Consider the following 26,022-nt stretch of genomic DNA (forward strand, 5'->3'; position numbering starts at 1 on the left):
GTGAGGAATGGCCGCAATGCCAGAGTTTCAGTACTCCGACCTTCTCCCCCTGGGAGAGGACACCACGCCGTATCGCCTGGTGACCGCCGAGGGTGTCGCCACCTTCGAGGCCGACGGCCGTACGTTCCTCAAGGTCGAGCCGGAGGCGCTGCGCAAGCTGGCCGCCGAGGCCATCCACGACATCCAGCACTACCTCCGCCCGGCGCACCTGGCCCAGCTGCGGAAGATCATCGACGACCCGGAGGCCTCGGGCAACGACAAGTTCGTCGCGCTCGACCTCCTGAAGAACGCCAACATCGCGGCCGCGGGTGTCCTGCCGATGTGCCAGGACACCGGCACCGCGATCGTCATGGGCAAGCGCGGCCAGAACGTGCTGACCGAGGGCGGCGACGAGGCGGCCCTGTCGCGCGGCATCTACGACGCGTACCTCAACCTCAACCTGCGCTACTCGCAGATGGCGCCCCTCACCATGTGGGACGAGAAGAACACCGGCTCGAACCTGCCCGCGCAGATCGAGCTGTACGCGACCGACGGCGGCGCGTACAAGTTCCTCTTCATGGCCAAGGGCGGCGGCTCGGCCAACAAGTCGTTCCTGTACCAGGAGACGAAGGCCGTCCTGAACGAGTCCTCCATGATGAAGTTCCTGGAGGAGAAGATCCGCTCGCTGGGCACCGCCGCGTGCCCGCCGTACCACCTGGCGATCGTGGTGGGCGGCACCAGCGCCGAGTTCGCGCTGAAGACCGCGAAGTACGCCTCCGCGCACCACCTGGACGAACTGCCTTCCGAGGGCTCGGAGTTGGGGCACGGCTTCCGGGACGAGGAGCTGGAGAAGAAGGTCTTCGAGCTGACGCAGAAGATCGGCATCGGCGCGCAGTTCGGCGGCAAGTACTTCTGCCACGACGTGCGCGTGGTTCGCCTGCCGCGGCACGGCGCCTCGCTGCCCGTCGCAATCGCCGTCTCCTGCTCGGCCGACCGCCAGGCCGTCGCGAAGATCACCGCCGAGGGCGTCTTCCTGGAGCAGCTGGAGACCGACCCGGCCCGCTTCCTGCCGGAGACGACCGACGAGCACCTCTCCGCCGGTGACGACGACGTCGTACGCATCGACCTCAACCAGCCGATGGACGCGATCCTGGCCGAGCTCACCAAGTACCCGGTGAAGACCCGCCTCTCGCTGACCGGCCCCCTCGTCGTGGCCCGCGACATCGCGCACGCCAAGATCAAGGAGCGGCTCGACGCGGGCGAGGAGATGCCGCAGTACCTCAAGGACCACCCGGTGTACTACGCGGGCCCGGCCAAGACCCCCGAGGGTTACGCGTCCGGCTCGTTCGGCCCGACCACGGCCGGCCGGATGGACTCCTACGTCGAGCAGTTCCAGGCGGCGGGCGGCTCCAAGGTGATGCTCGCCAAGGGCAACCGGTCCCAGCAGGTCACCGACGCGTGCGGCACGCACGGCGGCTTCTACCTCGGCTCGATCGGCGGCCCGGCCGCGCGCCTGGCGCAGGACTGCATCAAGAAGGTCGAGGTCGTCGAGTACGAGGAGCTCGGCATGGAAGCGGTGTGGAAGATCGAGGTCGAGGACTTCCCGGCGTTCGTCGTCGTGGACGACAAGGGCAACGACTTCTTCCAGGCCCCCGCCGAGCCGCCGACGTTCCTCAACATCCCCGTCCGGGGCGCCGGTCAGGCCTAGGGCCGGTCCGACTCCGGCCCCGAATAAGGTCCAAAGGCCCTAAGGGCCCAGTGAATTAGCCACCTATCCTGGCATGTGTCCGCAATCGCCCCGGCCGCCGCATCGGCCGGGGCGGTTCAACCACCAGGAGGGGTGGCACAGTTGGGGTTTCTTCTCGGGCCCGGCGGCTTACTGGCGGGGCTCGACCGGGCACTGCGCCGGCGCCGCGCGAAGGCGTCACCGACGGCCCACGCGCTGGTCGGCGAGGCGGGCCGGGTGGTCACGCCGATCCCCCGGGGCGGCTACGGCGAGGTGCTGTTCTGCGTGCACGGCCGGTCGCTGAAGTACGCGGCCAGGGCGCGCACTCCGCTCGCCTTCGGCGCCCGGGTGCGGGTGTCGGCGGCGCTGTCCCCCTCCGCCATCGAAGTGGCGCACCTCGGCCCCGCCGCGGACGGCTGTCCGTGACGGGGCCGGGCGCCGTGCGGGTCAGGCGAAGCGCTGGCTCGTGGTGGCGTCGCAGGGCCGCAGCGTGAGCGGGTCCTTGGCCGCGCCGAGCGTGGCGCACAGGTTGGTCGCCGCGGCCGGGCGCAGCGTGCCGGACTGGCGCACCCACTCCTGGTTGGCGGCGCCCGAGCAGTTCCAGATGATCAGCTTGGCGCCGGCGGTGTAGTTCGCCCCCGGCACGTCCAGACAGCGGTCCTGGGTGAGCTGGGTGTGGACGGACCTCCGGTCGCCGTCGTACCACCAGCCCTGGTTGCGCCCGCCGTGGCAGTCCCAGCCGCCCACCGCCGTGCCGTTGGCGCTGTTCGCGGCGGTGACGTCGACGCAGGTGCCGGTCGCCGCGTTCTTCAGCGGCTTGTACGCGTCGTCCCAGGCGAGCGGGTAGAGCGTCGGGGTCCCGGTGGACGCCGGGTCGGCGCAACTGCCTTCCTGGGCACCGGAGTTGTAGAGCTGGGTGAGGCAGGAGGCGAAGGCGCCGTGGCCCCGGTAGTTGGGGTGGAAGGACTGGCGGACCGAGTTCGAGTCCGGCAGTCCGGGCTTGGAGAGGTCGATGTAGAGACCCCGGGCCCAGGTGTCCTCCATGCACACCTCGTGGCCGTTGAAGAGCCGCGAGTTGTCGAGGTAGGTCGCGCCGGTGGCCTCGGCCGCCTTGCGCATGCCGACCTCGAAGGCGGGCACCGCGGTGTTGCGGCCCCACACGGTGTCGGAGTCGTAGCCGAGGCCGCCGCAGGCGAGCTTGCCGGGGAAGCTCGGGTTGTCGTGGAAGTCGGGGCCGATCGGGCTCGGGTAGCCCATCACGACCAGCTTGTACGAGCCGTCGGTGTAACCGGCGTCGCGCATCACGGTCTTGAGGTCGCTGACGGTCCGCTCGACCTTGGGCACGAGCGCGTCCACCCTGGCCTGCCAGCCGGCCTCGTACTTGGGCTGGCACGGGCCCTGGAGCAGCAGATAGCGCTCGACGCAGTCGGTCATGACCGGGGCGAACTGGAGGTCGTCGTTGGCCCCGGCGACGAGCAGCACCATCTTGATGCGGGTGTTGCGCGCCTTGACGGCGAGGCTGTCGCTCTGCACGAGCTCGTCGGCGTACTGCTTGGTCCCGCCGATCACGATGTTCCCGGTGTACGCGCCCGAGCAGGCCACGTTGTACGTCTCGTCGGCCGGGATGCCGGTGCGGTGGATCGCGGAGTCGGGCGAGCGGTGGCACCAGTTGTCGGGGCCGTTGGTGCCGGCCTCGTAGGTGCCGACGCCCTCGCCGGATATCTCGCTGTCGCCCAGCGAGATCAAGCCGGTCTTGCGGTCGGCCATCGGCCGCTCGGCCGGGCTGCCGTACAGCTGGGTGGCCTCGGCCGCCCGGATCTTCTCCAGCTCGGGCGAGAGCGGAGTGGACTGGACGGACGGCGCGGCCGCGGCCTGCGCGGTGGTCGCGCCGGCCGCCATGCCCCCGAACGCCGCCGCGGCGGCCACCGCCGCCGCGAACGTACAGCGAAGTCTGTGCCTGGTGCGCCTCATTGCGCCTCCCCGGTTATTGGTTACCACCGGTATTTACTGGCCAGTAGGGCGTGTTGGGAATAGGTAGAACAAGACAAGCGCTCAACTTTCTATGGAGGTTCACTGACATGAACGACGGCGAGTACCGGACCGAGCACGATTCGATGGGCGAGGTGCGGGTCCCCGCGCACGCCAAGTGGCGGGCGCAGACCCAGCGGGCGGTGGAGAACTTCCCCGTCTCCGGTCAGCGCCTGGAACGCGCCCACATCGAGGCGCTGGCCCGCATCAAGGCGGCCGCGGCCAAGATCAACGCCGAGCTCGGCGTGCTCGACAAGGACATCGCGGGAGCCGTCGAGGAGGCGGCCGGGGAGGTCGCCGACGGGCGCTGGGACGAGCACTTCCCGGTCGATGTCTTCCAGACCGGATCCGGTACCTCCTCGAACATGAACATGAACGAGGTCGTGGCCACGCTCGCCACCGAGAAGCTCGGCCGCGACGTCCACCCCAACGACCACGTCAACGCGTCGCAGTCCTCCAACGACGTGTTTCCGTCCTCCATCCACATCGCCGCGACGGCCGCCGTCACCGCCGGCCTGATCCCCGCGCTCGACCACCTGGCCGGCGCCCTGGAGCGCAAGTCGGCCGAGTTCGCGGACGTGGTCAAGTCGGGCCGTACGCACCTGATGGACGCCACCCCGGTGACGCTGGGCCAGGAGTTCGGCGGCTATGCGGCTCAGGTGCGGTACGGCATCGAGCGGCTGCGCTCCTCGCTGCCGCGCCTGGCCGAACTCCCCTTGGGCGGCACGGCAGTTGGGACCGGCATCAACACCCCGCACGGCTTCTCCGCAGCCGTCATCGCCGAGGTCGCGCGGGCCACCGGCCTGCCGCTCACCGAGGCCCGGGACCACTTCGAGGCGCAGGGGGCGCGCGACGGCCTGGTGGAGACCAGCGGGCAGTTGCGCACCATCGCCGTCTCGCTCACCAAGATCTCCAACGACCTGCGCTGGATGGCCTCGGGGCCGCGTACAGGATTGGCCGAGATCAGTCTTCCCGACCTCCAGCCGGGCTCGTCGATCATGCCCGGAAAGGTCAATCCGGTCATTCCGGAGGCCGTCCTCATGGTCGCGGCCCAGGTCGTCGGCAACGACGCGACCGTCGCGACGGCGGGCGCGGCCGGCAACTTCGAGCTCAACGTGATGCTGCCGGTGATCGCCAAGAACCTCCTGGAGTCGATCCGGCTGCTCACCAACGCCTCCCGGCTGCTCGCCGACCGCACGATCGACGGCATCACCGCGAATGTCGAGCGGGCCCGCGAGTACGCGGAGTCCTCGCCGTCCGTCGTCACCCCGCTCAACAAGTACATCGGGTACGAGGAGGCCGCCAAGGTCGCCAAGAAGTCCCTCGCCGAGCGGAAGACCATCCGCGAAGTGGTCCTCGAATCGGGGTACGTGGAGCGCGGGGACCTCACCGTCGAGCAGCTCGACGAGGCCCTCGACGTGCTGCGGATGACCCGTCCCTGAGACCGGGTGATCTGTATCGCAGCGTGGTCTTGACCGCACTCCGTAATATCTGCGCATGGCAGGTACAGGAGGCGGCACCCCACACTGGGCGCCAGGGGACCAGATCCTCTGGCGCTACCGCGATCACGCCCCCGGCCCGAAAGAGGGCGGGCCGTTCCACATCTGCCGTCCGGTCACGGTCGTCCAGGACACCGACGACCTGCTCGCCGTGTGGATGGCGCCCGGCACCGAGTGCGTCCGCCCGGTGCTCGCCGACGGCCGGCCCCTGCACAAGGAACCGCTGGCCACCCGCTACACCGCCCCGCGCACCACGGAGCGCTCGCAGTGGTTCGGCACCGGCGTGCTCAAGCTGGCGCGCCCCGGTGAGCCCTGGTCGGTATGGCTTTTCTGGGAGCGGGGCTGGCGCTTCAAGAACTGGTACGTGAACCTGGAGGAGCCGCGCGCCCGGTGGTCGCGGGGCATCGACTCCACGGACCACTTCCTCGACATATCCGTGTCCCCGGACCGCAGTTGGCGCTGGCTGGACGAGGACGAGTTCGCCCAGGCCCAGCGGGTGGGCCTGATGGACGGCGAGCGGGCCGGGCGGGTCCGGGCGGCCGGGCACGCCGCGGTCGAGGTCATCAAGGCGTGGGGCCCGCCGTTCTCGGACGGCTGGGAGGCGTGGCGGCCCGATCCGCTCTGGCCCGTCCCCGCGCTCCCGGCGGACTGGGATCGCACCCCGGCGCATATGACGTCGTGAGACCCTTGATGCGCCCCCGGGGTTCAAACGTAGGATCGTCCTCCGCAGGGCCACGCAGGGGCCACCAGCAGCAATCGGCAGTCCCGGTGCAAGAATTGACCGTATGTCACCACAGGGGGGTGGAGCATGCCCGGTGTCGCCGCCGCCCGGACGGGCCCGCCCCCGCGCCTTGAGAACGAGGGGGAGGGTACTCGGCGTGGAGCGACCGCATCGCGCATCCTCACCCTGTCGCTGCCACTGCCGCCGCTGGCGGCAGGGTGGATGTCTCATCCCGGACGGACGGAACCCGACGCGTGACGGAGCCCCAGCCCACCTCGCACGAGAGCCGGCGCAAGGAACTCGCCCGGCCCACCGAGCAGCCCCTTCCCCACGCTCTTGAGGAGCAGGGGAGGCCCCATGCCGACACCCCGGACCCGGGCGGCCCGGCCCGGCGCACCCCGCTGGGCGCCCGCGCCGCCGACCGGAGCGGCGGCGTGACCGCCTCCGTGCCCGGCCAGCCCGAGCGCGGCAGCCGGGACACCGCGGCCGCCTCGGCCGTGCCCTCGGTCGGCGTGCCCGGGGTGCCCGGCGAAGACGGATCGGGGGCCTCGGGTTCCGGCGACGGCGCCGCCGCGGTGGCTCGCCGCGAGGGCGACCGGCTGCGCTTCGTGGGCGCCGCGACCCGGCGGATCGCCCGCGGCATAGACCTCGACGAGATCGTGCTCGGCCTGTGCCGGGCCACCGTGCCGACGTTCTCCGACGCCATTCTGGTCCACCTGCGCGACCCGCTGCCGGTCGGCGACGAACGTCCGGCGACGCCGTTCGTGCTGCGCCTGCGCCGCACCGACCGGCTGCGTTTAGTCGACGAGGCGCTCAGCGAGAGCGCGGAGGCCGAGGGCCTCACCCTGCTCGGCCCCGGCCCCGACCTGACCCCCGCCTCCGAGCTGTGCGAGGTGCGCACCGGCGGCGAACTGAACGAGGTCCTGCGCGGGGTGCGGCCGGTCTTCGCGGAGTCCCCCGCCGCCCGCGCGGCCCTCGCCGAGCTGCTCGGCCCCGACCGTACGGTGCCCGGCGGCCGACGGGCGATACTCGCGCCGCTCCGTGGCCGGCGGCGGGTGATCGGCGCCGCCGTCTTCGTGCGCGGACCCGAACGGCCCGCCTTCGAGGCCAACGACCTTCTGGTGGCCGCCCAGTTGGCGACGCACACCGCGCTCGGCATCGACAAGGCCGTCCTGTACGGCCGCGAGGCGTACATCGCCGACGAGCTCCAGCGCACCATGCTGCCCGACAGCCTCCCCCAGCCCACCGGCGTGCGGCTCGCCTCGCGCTACCTTCCGGCCGCCGAGACCGCCCGGGTCGGCGGCGACTGGTACGACGCGATCCCGCTGCCCGGCAGCCGGGTCGCCCTGGTCGTCGGCGACGTCATGGGCCACTCCATGACCTCCGCCGCGATCATGGGCCAGCTGCGCACCACCGCACAGACCCTGGCGGGCCTGGACCTGCCGCCCGCCGAGGTCCTGCACCACCTCGACGAGCAGGCCCAGCGGCTCGGCACCGACCGCATGGCGACCTGCCTGTACGCGGTGTACGACCCGGTCGCGCACCGCATCACCATCGCCAACGCCGGCCACCCGCCACCGGTCCTGCTCCACCTCGGCGGCCGCGCCGAGGTCCTCAGGGTGCCGCCGGGCGCCCCTATCGGTGTCGGCGGGGTCGACTTCGAGGCGGTCGAGCTGGACGCCCCGGCGGGCGCGACACTGCTCCTGTACACCGACGGCCTGGTCGAGTCGCGCCTGCGCGACGTGTGGACCGGCATCGAGCAGCTGCGTGAACGCCTCGCCGCCACCGCCCAGTTGACCGGCCCCGACCACTCGCCGCCGCTCGAAGCGCTCTGCGACGACGTGCTCGACATGCTCGGCCCCGGGGACCGCGACGACGACATCGCGCTGCTCGCCGCCCGCTTCGACGGCATCGCGCCGAGCGATGTGGCGTACTGGTTCCTGGACCCGGAGGAGACCGCCCCCGGCCGGGCCCGGCGCCTGGCCCGCCGCGCCCTGGAGCGCTGGGGCCTGGAGGAGCTGACCGACTCGGTGGAGCTCCTGGTGAGCGAGGTCGTCACCAACGCCGTGCGCTACGCGGAGCGGCCGGTCACGCTGCGGCTGCTCAAGACGGACGTACTGCGCTGCGAGGTCGGCGACGACTCCCCGCAGCTGCCCCGGCAGCGCCGGGCGCGCGAGACCGACGAGGGCGGGCGCGGGCTCTTCCTGGTGAACCGCCTGGCCAGACGCTGGGGCGCGACCCGGCTCTCCGGCGGCAAGGTGGTCTGGTTCGAGCTGCCCACCCGGACCTGAACCGGTTCTGGAACGAGACGGCCCCCGCTCCCGGTTTCCCGGGGCGGGGGCCGTCGGCCGTTGTCAGCCGTTGGGGTTGAGCGGGTCGTCCACCGGTGGGCTCGCCCCGCCCGTGGTCGAAGCGGTCGGCGTCGGCGGCTTCGGCTTGTGCGAGGCCGTGTTGGACGGGGTGTTGCTCGGGGTCACCGGGGTGTTGGACGGCGTGTTCGACGGGCCCTTGGACGGCGGCTTGGACGGCGTGTTCGACGCGGGCTTGGAGGGCGTGTTCGAGGGGGGCTTGGACGGGGTGTAGGCGGGCTCGATCGCCGCGCCCTGGTCGGTGTCCAGGTCGAACTTGTCGGTGCCGCCCTTGACCGCGTCGAAGGTGTACGCGGCCCAGATGTGGGCCGGGATGTTGCCACCGTTGATGCGGCCGTCCGTGCCGGCGCCGCCAGACATCGAGACCTGGCCGCCCTTGGGGACGGTCACGCTCTTGCCGTCGTCGCCCTTCACGGTCCGCGGCTCGGCGGCCTCGCCCCACAGCCCGACCGAGGTGACCAGGTCCGGGGTGTAGCCGGTGAACCAGGCCGACTTGTTGTCGTCGGAGGTACCGGTCTTGCCCGCGACCTGCTTGCCGTCGCGGTTGTCGGCGTCGGCCACCGAGTCCTTGGCCGTACCGTCGTCGACCACGCCGGTGAGCACCGAGGTGACGGAGTCCGCCGCCTCCTTGCTGATGACCTGGCTGCCGATCGGGTCCGGCTTCTCGTACTTGTGGTCCTTGTGCTCGGCCGACTTCACGATCGACGGCGTGACTTCCTTGCCGTGGTTGTCGAGCGTGGCGTACACCGCGGCCATCTGGAGGGGGCTGGCGCCGTAGGAGCCGAGCGTCATGGCGGGCACGGGGGCCTTGCCCTTGAGGGACGTCATGCCCATGGCCACGGCGGTGTCGCGCACCTTGTCGAGGTGGGCGTCGACGCCCATCTGCGCGAAGACGGAGTTGACCGACTTGTTCATCGCGACCTGGACGCTGATCGGGCCGTAGTCGACGTTGTCCTCGTTCGGCGGGTCGAAGGCGATGTCGCTGCCCTTGACCGGCCGCTTGCTGTCACCGTTGTAGACGGTGTTCGCCTTGATCTGCTTGCCGTCCTGCGTCTCGGCGCCCTGGTTGAAGGCGGCCGCGAGGATCACCGGCTTGAAGGTCGAGGCGGGCTGGTAGGTGGGGTTGGTGGCGTTGCTGAGCTGGTGCTTCAGGAAGTCCTGGCCGCCGTAGAGGGCGACCACCGAGCCGGTCTTCGGGTCCACCGAGGCCGCGCCGGCCTGAAGGTCCGCGTCGACCTTGCGCTTCTTCGGGTCGAGCTTGCTGGTCAGCTGCGCCTTGACCGCGTCTTCCAGGAGCTTCTGCTTGGCGGGGTCGATGTTGAGCGTGATGGTCCAGCCGCCGCGGGCCAGGACGGCGTCGCTCACCCCGTTGTTGGTCAGCTCCTTCTTGGCGGCATCGACCAGGTAGCCGGTCTGCCCCACCATGCCGGGGGCGACCTTGGCGTCATTGGGAGGCGTGAACTTCAGCTTCGCCCGGTCCTGCGGTGTCAGCCACTTCATGTCGACCATGTTGTCGAGGGCCTTGTTCCAGCGCCCCTGCACCAGCTGCTTGCCGACCGGGCCGGCCGTCTGCCAGTCGTACTGACTGGGGGCCTGGAGCAGCGCCGCGAGGTAAGTGCCCTCCTCCAGCGTCAGCTTGGAGACGTCCTTGCCGTAGTACGCCTGCGCCGCCGCCTGGATGCCGTAGGCGCCCCGGCCGTAGTAGCTGGTGTTCATGTACCCGGCGAGGATGTCGCTCTTGGAGTAGCGCTGGTCCACCTTGAGGGAGATCACGATCTCCTTCAGCTTGCGGGTGACCGTCTGCTCCTGCGTCAGGTAGTTGTTCTTGACGTACTGCTGGGTGATCGTCGAGCCGCCCTGGGCGCCCTTGCCCATCAGGGTCTTCAGGATGCCGCGGGTGGTGCCCTTGAAGTCGACGCCCTTGTCGTCGTAGAAGGTCTTGTTCTCAAGGGCGACGAAGCTGTGCTGGATCGGGACGGGGACCTTGTCGAGCGAGACCGTCTCTCGGTTGACATCACCGGTGCGGGCGAGCACCTGGCCGTTGGAGAGCTTGTAGACGTTGCTCTCCAACTTGGCTTCGACGTTGTCGCTGGGGATCGGCACCATCAGGTAGATGACGTAGAACGCGCCCATCGCGAGGAGGCAGAGCCCGAAGAACGTGCCGAGCATCTTCTTCCAGGTGAAGAACCGGCGTATGCCCTTTTTCTTCACCTTCTGCTTGCCCCGGCGCGCCCCGCCCTGCCGGGCGCGCCGCTCTTCCGCTCGGCCCATAACCTCAGTCGCTCGCCTTCATATGACTCACCAGACTCGCCAGATCAGCTCAGAAAACTAACACCGCACCTATGGACAAAGCGGATTCGATCACGCCTTTTCCGTACGTGAGAATGAGCACCTGCCCCATGGGAACCGACGATTGAATCGTGCCGAGGGTTGCGAGAGTTCCTGATACTGCCCCGATTTGCCCGGTAATGACATGATCACGGAGTGCTATGCACCCCGGGTATACACGGTAGGTATACCTAGTGCGTATAGTGCTCTCCCATGAAGCGACGCCTCCACGATCTCGGCCTCGGCATCCGGTTCGCCCTCAGCGGCGGCCGTGAGGGCTGGGTGCGCACCCTGCTCACCGCGGTCGGCGTCGGCCTCGGCGTCGCCCTGCTCCTCGGCGCGGCATCGGTGCCGCATCTCGTGGACGCGCGGGCGAACCGCATCCACGACCGGCAGCCGTTCTCGCCGGGCTCGGAAAGGAACGCCGGGAACCTGAGGGCCTCGCTCCTCTATGCCACCGCCGACACCGAGTACCGCGACGACACCGTCGGCGGGAAGATGCTGCGCCCGGCCAACGCCGACCCCGTGCTGCCGCCCGGCCTGACCTCCATACCCGCGCCCGGCACCATGGCCGTCTCCCCCGCGCTGCGCGACCTGCTCGACTCCCCCGCGGGTGAACTCCTGCGCCAGCGGCTCCCGTACGACATCACCCAGACCATCGGCGACGCGGGCCTGGTCGAACCCTCGGAGCTCTACTTCTACGCGGGCAGCGCCACGCTCTCCGCCGACACCGGCGCCTCCTCGGCGGCCGGGTTCGGCAACATCGGCGACGAGCGGCCGCTCGATCCGATGCTGGTCGTCCTCGTCATCCTGATCTGCGTCGTCCTGCTCATGCCGGTCGCCATCTTCATCGCCACCGCCGTACGGTTCGGCAGCGAGCAGCGCGACCGGCGGCTCGCGGCACTGCGCCTGGTCGGCGCCGACGCCCGCACCACGCGCTGGATCGCGGGCGGCGAGGCCCTGGCCGGAGCCGTGCTCGGGCTCGCCGCCGGCTCCCTGCTCTTCCTCGGCGGCGCCGAACTCATCGGCCCGCTCGGCCTGTGGAGCTTCGGCTTCTTCCCCGGCGACCTCAGGCCCGTGCCGTGGCTCGCCCTGCTCGTCGCCGTCGCGGTGCCCGCCCTGGCGGTCGTAGTGACCCTGGCCGCGCTGCGCTCGGTGGTCATCGAGCCGCTCGGTGTCGTACGGGGCGGGCGCACCCGGCGCCGCAGGCTGTGGTGGCGCCTCGCGATGCCCGGCGTCGGTGTGGTGCTGCTCTTCCTGTCCCAGAACCCGGACGTGCAGTCGGCACCGCTGCCGCTGGTGCCGGCCAACATCGCGATCCCGCTGATGGACAACCTCACCCCCGCCTTCATCGCCACGGGCGCCACCCTCGTCCTCGCCGGGCTCATCGCGCTGCTGCCCTGGCTGGTCGAGGCGGTGGTGGGCAGGCTGCGCGGCGGCTCGCCGGCCTGGCAACTGGCCGTACGAAGGCTCCAGTTGAGCAGCGGCACGGCGGCGCGCGCGGTCAGCGGCATCACGGTGGCGGTCGCCGGTTCGGTCGCGCTCCAGATGTACTTCGTCGGCATCCACGACGACTTCAACAAGGTGACCGGCGCGGACGCGAGCCGCGCCCAGTACACCGTCCTCGCCGACTACCCGGACGCGAAGCTCGCCGAGCGGATGATCACGTCCTTCCGGGAGACCCCCGGCGTGCAGAAGGTGATCGGCTCCGTCAGCAGCTACGCGAGGCTGGCGGGGCCGGTCACGGACGAAGACATGCGGCCCGTCACCCAGCTCACCCTCGGCGACTGCGCGACGCTGGCCGAGCTGGCCCGCATCGACTCCTGCAAGGACGGCGACACCTTCGTGGTGCACCCCTCCGACGACACCGAGCTGGCCTCATGGGTGGACCGTACGGCGCGGCCGGGCAAGCCGGTCAACACCGCCGATTTCGGCGACCCGCAGCGGCTGTGGACGCTGCCCGCCTCGGCCCGTACCGTCACCGCGCGGCCCGACCCCACGGGCAAGGAGCAGTACGGCATCTACGTCACCCCGGGCGCGATCGACATCTCGCTGCTCAGCTCGGTGGCCCACACCTCCGCCATGCTCACCGTCGACCAGCGGGTGCCGGACGCCGCCGAGCACATCCGCAACACCGCCGCCGCGCTCTCCCCGCAGCTGCGCGTCAACACCGTGCGCACCATCGAGCGCGACCAGCAGTACGCCGGCATCCAGACCGGCCTCCAGGCCGCCTCCCTCGCCACGCTCGGTCTGATCGCGGCCAGCATGCTCGTCTCGCAGCTGGAGCAACTGCGCGAGCGCAGGCGCCTGTTGGCGGCCCTGGTCGCCTTCGGCACCCGGCGCGCGACGATGGCCGGCTCCGTCCTGTGGCAGACCGCGGTGCCGGTCGTCCTCGGGATCGGCCTCGCGGTGGCGGGCGGCCTCGCGCTCGGCGCCCTGATGCTGCGGATCATCGGCAAGACCATCACCGACTGGTGGCTCTTCCTGCCGCTGGCCGGGGCGGGCGTCGTCGTGATCCTCGCGGTGACCCTGCTGAGCCTGCCGGCCCTGTGGCGCCTGATGCGCCCCGACGGCCTGCGCACCGAATGACTTTTCCGTAACTCCCTTATCGCTTGCGGCAGTTGAGAAGAAAGGAACACCCCATGTCCATCGGTCACACCCTCCTCGGGCTCCTTGAGTCGGGCCCACGCCATGGGTACGACCTGAAGCGCGCCTTCGACGAGAAGTTCGGGCACGACCGTCCGCTGCACTACGGGCAGGTCTACTCGACGATGTCCCGGCTCCTGAAGAACGGCCTCGTCGAGGTCGACGGCGTGGAGGCGGGCGGCGGTCCCGAGCGGAAGCGGTACGCCATCACCGAGGCCGGCGTCACCGACGTCGAGACGTGGATCCGCCAGCCGGAGAAGCCCGAGCCCTATCTCCAGTCGACCCTCTACACCAAGGTCGTGCTCGCCCTCCTCACCGGCCGCGACGCGGCCGACGTCCTGGACACCCAGCGCGCCGAACACCTGCGCCTGATGCGCGTGCTCACCGACCGCAAGCGGCGCGGCGACCTCACCGACCAGCTGATCTGCGACCACGCCCTGTTCCACCTGGAGGCCGATCTGCGCTGGCTCGAACTGACCGCAGCCCGCCTCGTCCAGCTCGCCACGGAGGTACGCAAATGACGCCCGCCGGATCCCTTCTCGTCGCCCAGGACCTGCACAAGGCCTACGGCCCGACGCCGGCCCTGGACGGTGCCGAGTTCTCCATCCACCCCGGCGAGGTCGTCGCGGTGATGGGCCCCTCCGGCTCCGGCAAGTCGACGCTGCTGCACTGCCTCGCCGGGATCGTCACGCCGGACTCCGGCAAGATCCTCTACGACGGCCGCGAGCTGTCCGCGATGTCGGACGCCGAGCGCAGCGCGCTGCGCCGCACCGAGTTCGGCTTCGTTTTCCAATTCGGCCAGCTGGTACCGGAGTTGACCTGCGTCGAGAACGTCGCCCTGCCGCTGCGCCTGACCGGCGTCAAGCGCAAGGAGGCCGAGCGCAGGTCCCTTGAGTGGATGGAGCGCCTGGAGGTCGCCGACCTCGGGCACAAGCGCCCCGGCGAGGTCTCCGGCGGTCAGGGCCAGCGGGTGGCCGTGGCCCGCTCGCTCGTGACCCAGCCCCGCGTCGTCTTCGCCGACGAGCCGACCGGCGCGCTCGACTCGCTCAACGGCGAGCGCGTCATGCAGCTCCTGACCGAGGCGGCCCGCTCCACCAACGCCGCCGTCGTCCTGGTCACCCACGAGGCCCGGGTCGCCGCCTACTCCGACCGCGAGATCGTCGTACGCGACGGAAAGTCCCGCGACATGATGCTGGAGCACTCCGTATGAGCCTGCTCCGCGACCTCGCCCTCGGCGCCCGGTTCGCCCTGTCGGGAGGCCGCGAGGGCTGGACGCGCACACTGCTCACCGCGGTCGGCGTCGGCCTCGGCGTCGCCCTGCTGCTCGGCACCACCGCGCTGCCGGGCGCGCTGAACGCCCGCAACGCCCGCGACAACGCCCGCAACGACTACGGGGCCTCCGTCGACAGCGGCCCCGCGGCGGACACGCTGCTGATCGGGCGCGCGGAATCGCAGTACAAGGGCGCCGACGTACGCGGCCGGCTCATCCAGGCCGAGGGCGCCAAGGCGCCGCTGCCGCCGGGCGTCACCGCGCTCCCGGCCCCCGGCACCATGGCCGCCTCGCCCGCCCTGCGCGACCTGCTCGCCTCGCCCGAGGGCAAGCTGCTGCGCGAGCGCATCCCGTACCGGATCAGCGCGACCATCGCCGACCAGGGCCTGATGGGCCCGCACGAACTCGCCTTCTACGCGGGCAGCGACACCCTCAAGCAGCGCAAGGACGCGGTGGGCGACTCCAGCGAAGTGCTGCGCGTCAACGGGTTCGTCGACCGGCAGAAGGAGAAGATCGACCCGGTCCTCGCGCTGCTCATCGTGATCATGTTCGTGGTCCTTCTCATGCCGGTCGGCGTGTTCATCGCGGCCGCCGTACGCTTCGGCGGCGACCGGCGCGACCGGCGGCTCGCGGCGCTGCGCCTGGCGGGCGCCGACCGCCGGATGACCCGGTGGATCGCGGCAGGCGAGGCGCTGGCCGGAGCCGTGGTCGGCGTCGTGGTCGGCTCGCTGTTCTTCGTGATCGGCCGCCAGTACGTGGGCGAGGTCTCGATCGCGGGGCTCAACGTCTTCCCGTCCGACATCGACCCGAGCCCGCTGCTCGCGGTGGGCGTGGCGGTCGCGGTGCCCGCGTCCGCGGTCGCGGTGACCCTGTTCGCGATGCGCTCGGTGGTCGTCGAGCCCCTCGGCGTGGTGCGCACCTCAATGCCGCGCAGGCGGCGCATGTGGTGGCGGGTGCTTCCGCCGCTCGCCGGACTCGGCCTGCTCGTCCCGCTGATGGGCCGCGGCCGGGACAGCGGGACCTTCAACCAGGTCCAGGTGATCGGCGGCACCGTGCTGCTGCTCGTCGGCGTCACCGCGCTGCTGCCCTGGTTGGTGGAGGCGGTCGTGCGCAGGCTCGGCGGCGGCTCGGTCGGCTGGCAACTTGCCGTCCGCAGGCTCCAGTTGACGTCGGGCTCGGCGGCCCGGATGGTCAACGGCATCGCGGTCGCGGTGGCCGGCGCGATCGCTCTGCAGATGCTCTTCGGCGCCGTCGAGGGCGACTACGTCAAGTCGAGCGGCGAGGACACCGGCCGCGCCCAGCTGATCGTCCCGGTCGACAACGCCGACCCCGGCCGGCAGGCCCGCGAGATCCAGACCCTGAAGAGCACCGAGGGCGTGACCCACACGGTGGTCCTCGGTTCGCTGGACGGCGGCGACAAGCCCAAGGAACCGGAGCACTACATCCCGGTCACCGTCGGCACCTGCGCGGACCTGAGCGAGGTCGCCACCCTGCCCACCTGCAAGGACGGCGACACCTTCACCGCGACCGGCGGCGACTACGCCCACGAGGACACCGTGAAGCCGGGCAGCACGCTCTATCTGGACCCGACCAACGGCGGCTCCAGGACCAAGGGCGCGGAGGTCGCCTGGACGGCCCCGACGGGCATGCGGAACGCCCCGTCCCGGCCCGACCCGCAGGGCATGCGCCGCGGCGGCCTCCTGGTCACCCCGGGTGCCCTCGCGCACTCGGCGAAGGTCCCCATGCGCTCCACGGTGTTCGTCTCGACGGCCCCGAGTGACTCCCTCGCCAAGGAGCGGGTCCTGAACGCGGCCGCCGCAGCCGACCCGCTCACCCTGGCGCGCGCGCTGAACGACACCCAGACGTCGGGCCGGTTCGCCGGGGTCCGCAAGGGCCTCTACATCGGGGCCGCGGCGGTGCTGATGCTGATCGGCGCGAGCCTGCTCGTCTCGATGCTGGAGCAACTGCGCGAGCGCAAGAAGCTGCTGTCCGCCCTGGTCGCGTTCGGCACCCGGCGCTCCACGCTGAGCTGGTCGGTCCTGTGGCAGACCGCGGTGCCGATGGCGCTCGGTCTCGCGCTCGCGGCGGCGGTGGGCCTCGGCCTCGGCTCGGTCCTGCTGCGGATGGTGGGCCGCTCGGTGACCGTCGACTGGGTCCCGGCGGTGTCGATGGTCGGCATCGGCGCGGGCGTGGTCCTGCTCGTCACGGCGCTGTCCCTGCCGCCGCTGTGGCGGCTGATGCGCCCGGACGGCCTGCGCACGGAGTAGCCCAAGCCTGAACTCCCCCTGGATCAGGGGGAGTTCAGGCACATCACCTCACTTCGACACCCGTACCGGAAGATCGCGCAGCGCCCCGCGCAGGGCAGCCGCGAACTCCTCGAACTCGCCCTGGCGAGCGGCCCCCGTCCGCATCGCCAGGGCGATCGTGCGCGAGGGGGCCGGTTCCGCGAAGTACCCGGTGACCAGGCGGTCGTTGCGCCCCGTCTCGATCTCCACGGCGGTACGCGGCAGAAGGGTCACCCCGAGCCCGCCCGCCACCAACTGCACCAGGGCGGAAAGACCCGCCGCGGTCGTCGTGACCGGCGCCCCCTCGGTGCGCCCGGCCTCCCGGCAGATGTCGAGCGCCTGGTCGCGCAGGCAGTGCCCCTCGTCGAGGAGCAGCAGGTGCAGTTCCCGCAGCGCCTCGCGGGGGATGCCGCTGCGGCCGCCGAGCCAGTGGTCCCGCGGGGTCACAAGGACGAAGTCCTCGTCGAACAAGGGGAGTTCGCTGACCCCGGGCACCCCGAGCGGCACCGCGAGCAGCAGCAGGTCGAGCCGTCCGGCCCCGAGCCCTTCGAGCAGCGAGGAGGTCTGCTCCTCGTGGACCTGGAGGTCGAGCTCCGGGTAGCGCTCGTGGACGAGCCGCAGCACGGCGGGCAGCAGATAGGGCGCGACGGTCGGGATGACGCCGAGCCGGAGCACCCCGGTGAACGGCGCCCGTACCGCCTCGGCCTCCTCCATCAGCTCGCCCACCGCGTCGAGCACCGCCTTGGCCCGCACCGCGAGCCGCTCCCCCGCCGGAGAGAGCAGCACCTTGCGGGTCGTACGCTCCAGGAGCTGCACGCCGAGCGCCTCCTCAAGCGCCGAGACGGCCCCGGACAGGGCGGGCTGGCTCATGCCGATCGCGGCCGCGGCGTCGCGGAAGTGCAGATGCTCCGCGACGGCCGCGAACGCGCGCAGCTGCGCCAGGCTGGGCTGCTTGCCCCTGTTGCTCATGCCCCTATTACTTGCGGCCACTGATAGGCACCTCCGATCACGCTGACCCAGTCTAGCTATTTCACTGATCAATGCTCCCTGTGCCAGGATCGGTAATCCGTCCAACCCCGCAGGAAGATTCCCGAATCCGCTCGATCCGGACTTCCTCGTTCGCAAGGAGAGCGCGTGCTCACTGTTGGTGACCAGTTCCCCACGTACGACCTGACTGCCTGTGTGTCGCTGGAGAGCGGCAAGGAGTTCCAGCAGATCGACCACAAGACCTACGAGGGCAAGTGGCGTGTGGTCTTCGCGTGGCCCAAGGACTTCACCTTCGTCTGCCCGACCGAGATCGCCGCGTTCGGCAAGCTGAACGACGAGTTCGCCGACCGTGACGCCCAGGTTCTCGGCTTCTCCGGTGACTCCGAGTTCGTGCACCACGCCTGGCGCAAGGACCACCCGGACCTGACCGACCTGCCGTTCCCGATGCTGGCCGACTCGAAGCACGAGCTCATGCGTGACCTCGGCATCGAGGGCGAGGACGGCTTCGCGCAGCGCGCCGTCTTCATCGTCGACCCGAACAACGAGATCCAGTTCACGATGGTGACCGCCGGTTCCGTGGGCCGTAACCCCAAGGAGGTCCTGCGGGTCCTCGACGCCCTGCAGACCGACGAGCTGTGCCCGTGCAACTGGACCAAGGGCGAGAACACCCTGGACCCGGTCGCGCTGCTGGCCGGTGAGTAACCCATGTCCCTGGACGCGCTGAAGTCCGCCGTACCGGACTACGCCAAGGACCTGAAGCTGAACCTCGGTTCGGTCATCGGCAACTCCGACCTTCCCGCCCAGCAGCTGTGGGGCACGGTGCTCGCCACCGCCATAGCCTCGCGCAGCCCGATCGTGCTGCGTGAGCTGGAGCCGGAGGCGAAGGCCAACCTGTCGCCCGAGGCGTACACGGCCGCCAAGTCGGCCGCGGCCGTCATGGCGATGAACAACGTCTTCTACCGCACCCGCCACCTGCTCTCCGACCCGGAGTACGGCACGCTGCGGGCCGGTCTGCGGATGAACGTCATCGGCAACCCGGGCGTGGAGAAGGTCGACTTCGAGCTGTGGTCGCTCGCCGTCTCCGCGGTGAACGGCTGCGGCCAGTGCCTCGACTCGCACGAGCAGGTGCTGCGCAAGGCCGGTGTCGACCGCGAGACGATCCAGGAGGCCTTCAAGATCGCCGCGGTGATCACGGCCGTGGGCGTCACGCTGGACTCCGAGGCCGCGCTGGCCCAGTAGTTCGCGCACGTACGTAGAAGGGCCCCGCCGGTGTCTCACTGGCGGGGCCCTTCCGCATGCGTACGAGGGCTGGGCTACTCGCGGTCGGCGGCGGCCACGGCGGGCACGGGCTCCCCGGCCGGGGCCTCCTCGACCGCGACCGCGCTGCGCAGCGCGTTCTCGCGGGCGTACGCCCGCAGATATCCGACCACTGTGTTGGTGACCGCGACCAGCGGGACGGCGACGACGGCGCCGCCGATGCCGGCGACCATGCCGCCGGCGGCCACCGAGAGCACCACCGCGAGCGGATGCACCCGCACCGCGCGGCCCAGGATGAAGGGCTGCAGGACGTGCCCCTCGATCTGCTGCACCGCGAGGACCACGACGAGGACCATCAGGGCGTTGAACACCCCGTCGGTGACGAGCGCGACCACGACCGCGAGCGCGCCCGAGATGACCGCGCCGACCAGCGGGATGAAGGCGAACAGGAAGATGAACACGGCGAGCGGCACCGCCATGGGCACGCCGAGGAAGTAGATGCCGACGCCGATGCAGATCGCGTCGATCAGAGCCACTATCACCGTGCCGCGCACGTACGCGGTGAGCGTGCGCCAGGCCTGCGGGCCCGCCCCCGCGACGCCTGGACGGGCCGCGGCCGGCACCAGCTTGAGGACCCACTGCCAGATCTTCGGGCCGTCGTACAGCAGGAACAGCGTCGAGAACATCGCGAGCAGAATGCCGGTGAGTACCTCGACGAGGACGGTCACGCCCTGGAGCCCGGCCGAGGTGATCTCGTTGGTGTTGGCCCCGATGGTGTCGCTGAGGTTCTTGGCGATCTGGTTGATCTGGTCCTCGGTGACGTGGAACGGGCTGTTCAGCGCCCAGCGCTTGAGCTCCTCGATGCCGTCGCGCACCTTGTTGGACAGGTCGTCGAGGTTGTCCATGACCTGCCACACCACGAACCAGCCGACGAGCCCCATGATCACGAACCCGGAGATCGCGGTGACCGCGGTCGCCACCCCGCGCGGCAGCCCCATCCTCTTGAGCCGGGCCACGGTGGGCTGGAGCAGCGCGGTGATCAGGAGGGCCGCGACGAACGCGAGCACCACGAGCGCGATCGCGCTGATGACCTGCGTCAGTACGTAGAGGGTCCCGGCCAGGACGAGGAGCCGCCAGCCGACCTCGGCGGCGACCCGCATGCTCCACGGCACGGCGAGCACCGGATCGGGCCGGGCGGCGACGGCGGGCGCGTACGAGGGCGGCGGCGGTACGTGTTCGGGGGCGGGGTCGCCCGAAGGCGCCACCGGTACCGGCGACTTCGCCTCGGCCGCCGCCGGCTCGGGCCGTGCGGGGGGCTCGGCCACGGGAGGGGCCGGCGCGGGACCGACGACCACCGGACCGGTCTCGGTCTCGGGCTCGGCCTCCGCCTCGGCCCGGCGCTCGTCCAGGCGCTCTCCCATCCGGGTCAGTCCGGCGCCTAGCCGTCCGAGCAAACCGGGCACTCTCGACATGATCCCGCCGTTTCCCTTTTCCCCGCCGCTGAGTCTCCCCACCGCTTCCCCCCGCCCCGTCCGGACCTGACCGTACACGGGCGAAGCCCCGCACCGAAGGACGGTGCGGGGCTCCGAAAGGTTGAGCGGCTCCGGCCGGTTTTCTTACCCGGCCGAGGGCCGACCTCTGCCTAGTACCAGCTGTGGGCCTGCCAGAACGACCAGGCGCCGCAGGGGCTGCCGTAGCGGTCGTTCATGTAGCCGAGGCCCCACTTTATCTGCGTGGCCGGGTTGGTCTGCCAGTCGTCACCGGCGGAGGCCATCTTGTTGCCGGGCAGCGCCTGGACGAGGCCGTAGGCACCGGAACCGCTGTTGGTGGCCTGGAAGTTCCAGCTCGACTCGTTGTTCACGATGTGGCTGAAGCACTGGAACTGGCCCGCGGGGACGATCTGACGGGCTATCGCCTGTACTTCGTCCATCGAGTACGAGCTCTTGACCGCGAAGTCCGTCCGGGCGGCCGAGCGGCTGGCGGCCTGGGTCTCCAGGTCGCGGGCCTTGGCGTCCTTGTCGGCCTTGTCCTTGTCGGCCGCGTCCTTCTTGGCCTTGGCGTCCTCGGCGGCCTGCACGCGCGCGGCTTCCTCGGCGGACTTCTTCGCCGTGGCACTGGCCTGCGCGGACTGGGCGTCCGCCTGCTGCGTCAGGGACGCGGTCTGCACCTGGGCCTGCTGGCCGGCAGGGATGTCCGCGAGAAGCGTCGTATCGGCTGCGGTGGCCTCGAAGTTGTCGTTCGAAGCGGCAGCGGGGCTTCCTGCGGCAACGCCGACCACGGCGCCAACGGTGGTGACCGCAGTGGCAGACGCCACCGCGAATCCCCGGACCGAGATCCGGCTCACACGGTTTCCTTCCAGCAGCGTCCGCACGGGTGACCTCGCGGACGCAATCGTGCCCCTGGCTCTCTCCTCCCAACTACTGGGCCACGGGAGGAACTGACCCGATGGGCAACTCCCTTGCGGGAAGTGCCGCGTGATGCGCGGGCGGCATACGGCTCAGCTATTGAGTTGCGTGGGTACCGGGGTACCCGGGATACAGGGGTGCCGTATGCGGGGCCTGACGGATGCAAGACTCTGCCGGAAGCCGATGCCGCGAGGCAATTCCCCGTTGCGTGTGAAACCTCACACCTCGTTCGCCCCAGTAGTTTTTATCAATCCCGCCCACAAGAAGGCGCCGCCCGGCTAGGCTGCTGCGCTCGCCGGACGGCGCCAACTGGTGCGTACTGCCTCAGATAGAGATGTCCTCCAGCATTTCGGTCACCAGGGCGGCGATCTGCGAACGCTCGGACCGGGTGAGGGTGACATGCGCGAACAGCGGGTGCCCCTTGAGCTTCTCGACGACCGCCACGACACCGTCGTACCGGCCGACCCTCAAGTTGTCGCGCTGGGCCACGTCATGAGTGAGCACCACCCTCGAATTGGCCCCGATGCGGGACAGAACGGTCAGCAGGACGTTCCGTTCCAGCGACTGCGCCTCGTCCACGATCACGAAGGCGTCGTGCAGCGAGCGCCCGCGGATGTGGGTGAGCGGCAGGACTTCGAGCATCCCGCGCGAGGTGACCTCCTCGATGACCTCACGGCTCGTCACCGCGGACAGCGTGTCGAAGACGGCCTGGGCCCAGGGGCCCATCTTCTCGGCCTCGGACCCCGGCAGATAACCGAGCTCCTGCCCGCCGACCGCGTACAGCGGCCGGAAGACCATCACCTTCTTGTGCTGCCTGCGCTCCAGGACCGCTTCGAGGCCGGCGCACAGCGCGAGCGCCGACTTGCCCGTACCGGCCCGGCCTCCCATCGAGATGATCCCGACCTCGGGGTCGAGCAGCAGGTCGAGCGCGATCCGCTGCTCGGCGCTGCGGCCGTGGATGCCGAACGCCTCTCTGTCGCCCCGGACCAGCTTGACGTTCCCGTCCGGCAGGACCCGCCCGAGCGCCTTGCCGCGCTCGGAGAGCAGCACGAGCCCGGTGTGGACGGGAAGGGCTGCGGCCTCCGGAACGTAGAGCGTCTCCTCCTCGAAGAGCAGGTCCACCTGCTCGCCGCTCAGCGGCAGTTCGGCCATTCCGGTCCAGCCGGAGTCGGTGATGGCCAGCTCGGCGCGGTACTCCTCGGCGAGCAGACCGACCGACGACGCCTTGATCCGCAGCGGCAGGTCCTTCGACACGACGGTGACGTCGTATCCCTCCGCCTGGAGATTGCGGGCGACGGCGAGGATCCGGGAGTCGTTGTCCCCCAACCTGTAGCCGGCGGGCAGTACGCCGGGATCGGAATGGTTCAGCTCGACACGGAGGGTGCCGCCGAGCTCCCCCAACGGGATGGGGGCGTCGAGACGTCCGTACCGGACCCGGAAGTCGTCGAGCAGGCGCAGCGCCTGCCGGGCGAAGTAACCGAGCTCGGGATGGTGCCTCTTGGCCTCCAGCTCCGTGACCACGACGATGGGGAGCACCACTTCGTGCTCCTCGAACCGGGTCATCGCGTTGGGGTCGGCCAGCAGGACGCTGGTGTCGAGGACATAGGTGCGCCGGTCGGGCATGCGGCGCTTTGTGCTGGTCACCACGGAAGGACGTACCCCCTCGTAAGAGGCGCATGAGAACGGGGTGCGACGGCGTCGCGGAAACTGGGACCGGGCTTCGACCGCGCTGCGCGGGCCGAGCTCCGGCCCTCCACGTCGCCCGCGCGCGGTGCGCGGTCGTCCTGGTGCAAAGGGCCTCCCGGGCGAGCGGCGCTGATGCCGCTCACTGAGATACGGCGTCCGTGGACCGGACGTCGACCTGGTGGGGTTATGCCCTCGAACACGCGAAGCCATGCCCCGTCATATGCCCAGAGTTCCCACTGGGGCTCCGCCCCAGACCCCGATGGCCCCACCCCGCCCCTTCCCTAGACCCTCCGGGGGTGTGGTTGGGCTGAACTGCTCGTCCTGGGACTCCGCCCCAGACCCCGTATCGCGCCTGAACGGCGCTCGTCCTCAAACGCCGGACGGGCTGGGTATGCCCCAGTGCTGGCCAGCACCAGTACTGCCAGGGGCGCGGGGAACTGCGCGACCAGCCAGCGACGGCCCGCAGCCGAAAGCAGCGCGCTTAGCCCGTCCGGCGTTTGAGGACAAAAGAGGGAGGACAAAAGAGGGGGGTTAAAAGGGGACCCAGCCCTCAGGTGCCGTACCTCCGGTGCCGCGCCGCGTAGTCGCGCAGGGCTCGGAGGAAGTCGACCTTGCGGAAGGCCGGCCAGAACACTTCGCAGAAGTAGTACTCGGAGTGCGCGGACTGCCAGAGCATGAAGCCGGACAGGCGCTGCTCGCCGCTGGTGCGGATGACGAGGTCGGGGTCGGGCTGCCCCCGCGTGTACAGGTGTTCCGAGATGTGCTCGACGTCGACGATCTCGGCGAGCTCCTCGAAGGACGTGCCCTTCGCCGCGTGCTCCAGGAGGAGCGACCGCACCGCGTCCGCGATCTCCTGGCGTCCGCCGTAGCCCACCGCGACGTTGACGAGTATCCCGTCGATGTCGTGCGTGGCCTGCTCGGCCTCCTTGAGCACGGACTGCGTGTGCCCGGGCAGCAGGTCCGCGTTGCCCACGTGGTGCACGCGCCAGCGCCCGTCCGCCGCCAAGTCCCGTACCGCGTCCTCGATGATGCCGAGCAGCGGGATCAACTGGTCCTCGGGGCGGTCCAGGTTGTCGGTGGAGAGCAGCCAGAGGGTGACGACCTCGACGTCCGTCTCGGCACACCAGCCGAGCAGTTCCTGAATCTTGCTGGCACCGGCCTGGTGGCCCTGCTCGGGGCTGCGGGCCGAGGCCTTGGCCCAGCGCCGGTTGCCGTCCAGGATGACGCCGATGTGCTTGGGCACCTGGTCGTGGTCGAGGCGGCCTTCCACCCGGCGCGCATAGAGCCTGTACACCAGGTCGCGCAAACTCACCGATTCCACCCTCTCGTTGCCTTCCGGGGGCCCGCCGCCGCCCCGCACACCGGCCGCCCCAGGGAAAGCACAGTACTGCGGACGGGCGACGGCGGCCCAACTCGGTCTGTCACAAGTCCGTGATAAGCAGGGAAACGTGACTGAATCGCTCCCCTTCCTCGCAGCCCCGGACCGCTACGACTCCATGGAGTACCGCCGGACCGGCCGCAGCGGCCTCAAGCTTCCCGCCGTCTCGCTCGGCCTGTGGCACAACTTCGGCGACGACCGCGCGCTGGATTCCCAGCGCGCGATCCTGCGCCGCGCCTTCGACCTGGGTGTCACCCACTTCGACCTGGCCAACAACTACGGCCCGCCGGCCGGCTCGGCCGAGCTGAACTTCGGCAAGATTTTCGGCCAGGACTTTGCCCCGTACCGGGACGAGCTCGTCATCTCGACCAAGGCCGGCTATCTGATGCACCCCGGGCCGTACGGCGAGTGGGGTTCGCGCAAGTACCTGCTGTCCTCGCTCGACGCCTCGCTCAGCCGCATGGGCCTGGACCACGTCGACATCTTCTACTCGCACCGCTTCGACCCGGAGACCCCGCTTGAGGAGACGATGGGCGCGCTGGCGTCCGCCGTCCAGCAGGGCAAGGCGCTGTACGTGGGCGTCTCCTCCTACAACAGCGAGCAGACCGCCGAGGCCGCCCGCCTCCTGAAGGAGATGGGCGTCCCGGCCCTGATCCACCAGCCGTCGTACTCGATGATCAACCGCTGGACGGAGGACGACGGGCTGCTCGACACGCTGGAGGCGGCCGGCATGGGCTGCATCTCCTTCGTGCCGCTCGCCCAGGGCCTGCTCACCAACAAGTACCTGAAGGGCATCCCGGAGGGCTCGCGGGCCACCCAGGGCAAGTCCCTCGACCCGAACCTGCTGAGCGACGAGGTCGTACGCCGCCTCAACGGGCTGAACGACATCGCCTCCCGGCGCGGCCAGTCGCTGGCGCAACTGGCGCTGACCTGGGTGCTGCGCGACCCGCGGATGACGTCGGCGCTGATCGGCGCGTCCAGCGTGCGGCAGCTTGAGGAGAACGTGGCGGCGCTGGCCGGACCGGCGCTCACGGACGCGGAGTTGAAGGAGATCGACGCCTTCGCCGTGGACACCGAGGGCACCAACATCTGGGCCCGCCGCGGCTGAGGCGGCTGGGGACGGGGGGCGGTCGGTCCCGCGTGGTGCGGACCTGACCGGGCCCCGGGAAAGAAAAAACGGGCCGGTCCGTGGGGGGGATACGGACCGGCCCGAGGGGGGGTTTCCACCATAACCCTTCGTAAGTGATGCTGGGCGCCACGGCGCTCCGGAACTACGCTCCGAAACCGGCCCAGTACGGAATCGCGGTCCCCCGCAGGGGTGACCACCACTCCGTACCCGGCCTTGACCATGCAGGTCAGAGGGGTCGCGGCCGGGTCGGAACACCGCTCGGCGACGGATTTCGCGGCCCGGAATTCGCTCCCGTTGTGCTTCACCCCACTGGGTCAAGGCAGGCCGCG

Annotated in this window: 19 protein-coding genes; 12 read left to right on the forward strand and 7 right to left on the reverse strand. The window is 70.5% G+C overall.

Going from position 1 to position 26,022, the window contains the following annotated elements:
• Nucleotides 1-16 precede the first annotated feature (16 nt).
• Nucleotides 17-1,687 carry a fumarate hydratase gene (locus tag OHA17_RS14575; RefSeq protein ID WP_406507017.1) on the forward strand — a complete coding sequence of 557 codons (1,671 nt, stop codon included), beginning with the start codon at nt 17-19 and terminating at the stop codon, nt 1,685-1,687.
• 141 nt (nt 1,688-1,828) lie between these two features.
• Nucleotides 1,829-2,131 carry a hypothetical protein gene (locus OHA17_RS14580; RefSeq protein WP_398876470.1) on the forward strand — a complete coding sequence of 101 codons (303 nt, stop codon included), beginning with the start codon at nt 1,829-1,831 and terminating at the stop codon, nt 2,129-2,131.
• A gap of 21 nt (nt 2,132-2,152) precedes the next feature.
• On the opposite strand, the gene OHA17_RS14585 is transcribed toward OHA17_RS14580, so the two are convergent.
• Nucleotides 2,153-3,676 (reverse strand): ricin-type beta-trefoil lectin domain protein, encoded by a 1,524-nt coding sequence (locus tag OHA17_RS14585; protein WP_406507018.1) that lies wholly within the window; start codon nt 3,674-3,676, stop codon nt 2,153-2,155.
• Nucleotides 3,677-3,783: 107 nt separating this feature from the next.
• Here OHA17_RS14585 and OHA17_RS14590 point away from each other — a divergent pair, with 107 nt between their 5' ends.
• The 3 genes from OHA17_RS14590 (at nt 3,784) to OHA17_RS14600 (ending at nt 8,244) form a co-directional block, all read left to right on the forward strand.
• Entirely contained in the window at nt 3,784-5,175 is a 1,392-nt protein-coding gene (locus tag OHA17_RS14590; RefSeq protein WP_053726274.1) for an aspartate ammonia-lyase, read from the forward strand.
• A 55-nt stretch (nt 5,176-5,230) separates the two neighbouring features.
• On the forward strand, nt 5,231-5,914 hold the full coding sequence (locus tag OHA17_RS14595) for a DUF402 domain-containing protein (RefSeq protein ID WP_406507019.1): 684 nt from the start codon (nt 5,231-5,233) through the stop codon (nt 5,912-5,914).
• A 293-nt stretch (nt 5,915-6,207) separates the two neighbouring features.
• Nucleotides 6,208-8,244, forward strand: coding sequence for a SpoIIE family protein phosphatase (locus OHA17_RS14600; protein WP_406507020.1), 2,037 nt, complete (start codon nt 6,208-6,210; stop codon nt 8,242-8,244).
• 63 nt (nt 8,245-8,307) lie between these two features.
• On the opposite strand, the gene OHA17_RS14605 is transcribed toward OHA17_RS14600, so the two are convergent.
• Nucleotides 8,308-10,593, reverse strand: a complete 2,286-nt coding sequence (locus tag OHA17_RS14605; protein WP_406507021.1) for a transglycosylase domain-containing protein — start codon at nt 10,591-10,593, stop codon at nt 8,308-8,310.
• A gap of 270 nt (nt 10,594-10,863) precedes the next feature.
• Here OHA17_RS14605 and OHA17_RS14610 point away from each other — a divergent pair, with 270 nt between their 5' ends.
• From OHA17_RS14610 to OHA17_RS14625, 4 genes are read left to right on the forward strand one after another with little or no spacing between them, the layout of a single operon-like run.
• Nucleotides 10,864-13,239 carry an FtsX-like permease family protein gene (locus OHA17_RS14610; RefSeq protein ID WP_406507022.1) on the forward strand — a complete coding sequence of 792 codons (2,376 nt, stop codon included), beginning with the start codon at nt 10,864-10,866 and terminating at the stop codon, nt 13,237-13,239.
• Nucleotides 13,240-13,292: 53 nt separating this feature from the next.
• Nucleotides 13,293-13,817 (forward strand): PadR family transcriptional regulator, encoded by a 525-nt coding sequence (locus OHA17_RS14615; RefSeq protein WP_053726279.1) that lies wholly within the window; start codon nt 13,293-13,295, stop codon nt 13,815-13,817.
• Nucleotides 13,814-14,506, forward strand: a complete 693-nt coding sequence (locus OHA17_RS14620; RefSeq protein ID WP_406507023.1) for an ABC transporter ATP-binding protein — start codon at nt 13,814-13,816, stop codon at nt 14,504-14,506. The genes OHA17_RS14615 and OHA17_RS14620 overlap by 4 nt, the downstream gene beginning before the upstream one ends.
• Complete coding sequence (locus tag OHA17_RS14625) at nt 14,503-16,833, forward strand: FtsX-like permease family protein (RefSeq protein WP_406507024.1); 2,331 nt, start codon at nt 14,503-14,505, stop codon at nt 16,831-16,833. The genes OHA17_RS14620 and OHA17_RS14625 overlap by 4 nt, the downstream gene beginning before the upstream one ends.
• Before the next feature lie 48 nt (nt 16,834-16,881).
• Here OHA17_RS14625 and OHA17_RS14630 read toward each other — a convergent pair whose 3' ends face one another.
• Nucleotides 16,882-17,820, reverse strand: coding sequence for a hydrogen peroxide-inducible genes activator (locus tag OHA17_RS14630; protein WP_406507025.1), 939 nt, complete (start codon nt 17,818-17,820; stop codon nt 16,882-16,884).
• Nucleotides 17,821-17,985: 165 nt separating this feature from the next.
• Here OHA17_RS14630 and OHA17_RS14635 point away from each other — a divergent pair, with 165 nt between their 5' ends.
• Nucleotides 17,986-18,540 carry a peroxiredoxin gene (locus OHA17_RS14635; protein WP_053726283.1) on the forward strand — a complete coding sequence of 185 codons (555 nt, stop codon included), beginning with the start codon at nt 17,986-17,988 and terminating at the stop codon, nt 18,538-18,540.
• A 3-nt stretch (nt 18,541-18,543) separates the two neighbouring features.
• A complete protein-coding gene (locus OHA17_RS14640) occupies nt 18,544-19,077 on the forward strand; it encodes an alkyl hydroperoxide reductase (protein WP_053726284.1) in 534 nt (177 codons plus the stop codon).
• Nucleotides 19,078-19,151: 74 nt separating this feature from the next.
• On the opposite strand, the gene OHA17_RS14645 is transcribed toward OHA17_RS14640, so the two are convergent.
• The 4 genes from OHA17_RS14645 to OHA17_RS14660 all read right to left on the reverse strand — a co-directional run bounded on the left by OHA17_RS14645 (nt 19,152) and on the right by OHA17_RS14660 (nt 24,498).
• The gene (locus OHA17_RS14645) at nt 19,152-20,567 is read right to left on the reverse strand and encodes an AI-2E family transporter (protein WP_406507026.1); all 1,416 of its coding nucleotides are present in this window, start codon (nt 20,565-20,567) and stop codon (nt 19,152-19,154) included.
• A gap of 170 nt (nt 20,568-20,737) precedes the next feature.
• Nucleotides 20,738-21,439, reverse strand: coding sequence for a transglycosylase SLT domain-containing protein (locus tag OHA17_RS14650; protein ID WP_406507027.1), 702 nt, complete (start codon nt 21,437-21,439; stop codon nt 20,738-20,740).
• A gap of 385 nt (nt 21,440-21,824) precedes the next feature.
• Nucleotides 21,825-23,147 (reverse strand): PhoH family protein, encoded by a 1,323-nt coding sequence (locus OHA17_RS14655; RefSeq protein WP_406507028.1) that lies wholly within the window; start codon nt 23,145-23,147, stop codon nt 21,825-21,827.
• A 589-nt stretch (nt 23,148-23,736) separates the two neighbouring features.
• Nucleotides 23,737-24,498 carry an isoprenyl transferase gene (locus OHA17_RS14660; protein ID WP_053726342.1) on the reverse strand — a complete coding sequence of 254 codons (762 nt, stop codon included), beginning with the start codon at nt 24,496-24,498 and terminating at the stop codon, nt 23,737-23,739.
• Between the two features lie 136 nt (nt 24,499-24,634).
• On the opposite strand from OHA17_RS14660, the gene mgrA reads away from it, so the two are divergent.
• The gene (gene mgrA, locus OHA17_RS14665) at nt 24,635-25,672 is read left to right on the forward strand and encodes an L-glyceraldehyde 3-phosphate reductase (protein WP_398876481.1); all 1,038 of its coding nucleotides are present in this window, start codon (nt 24,635-24,637) and stop codon (nt 25,670-25,672) included.
• The last annotated feature ends 350 nt before the right edge of the window (nt 25,673-26,022 follow it).

Source organism: Streptomyces sp. NBC_00212 (assembly GCF_045206365.1).
In the GTDB taxonomy this organism is placed as follows: Bacteria; Actinomycetota; Actinomycetes; order Streptomycetales; family Streptomycetaceae; genus Streptomyces.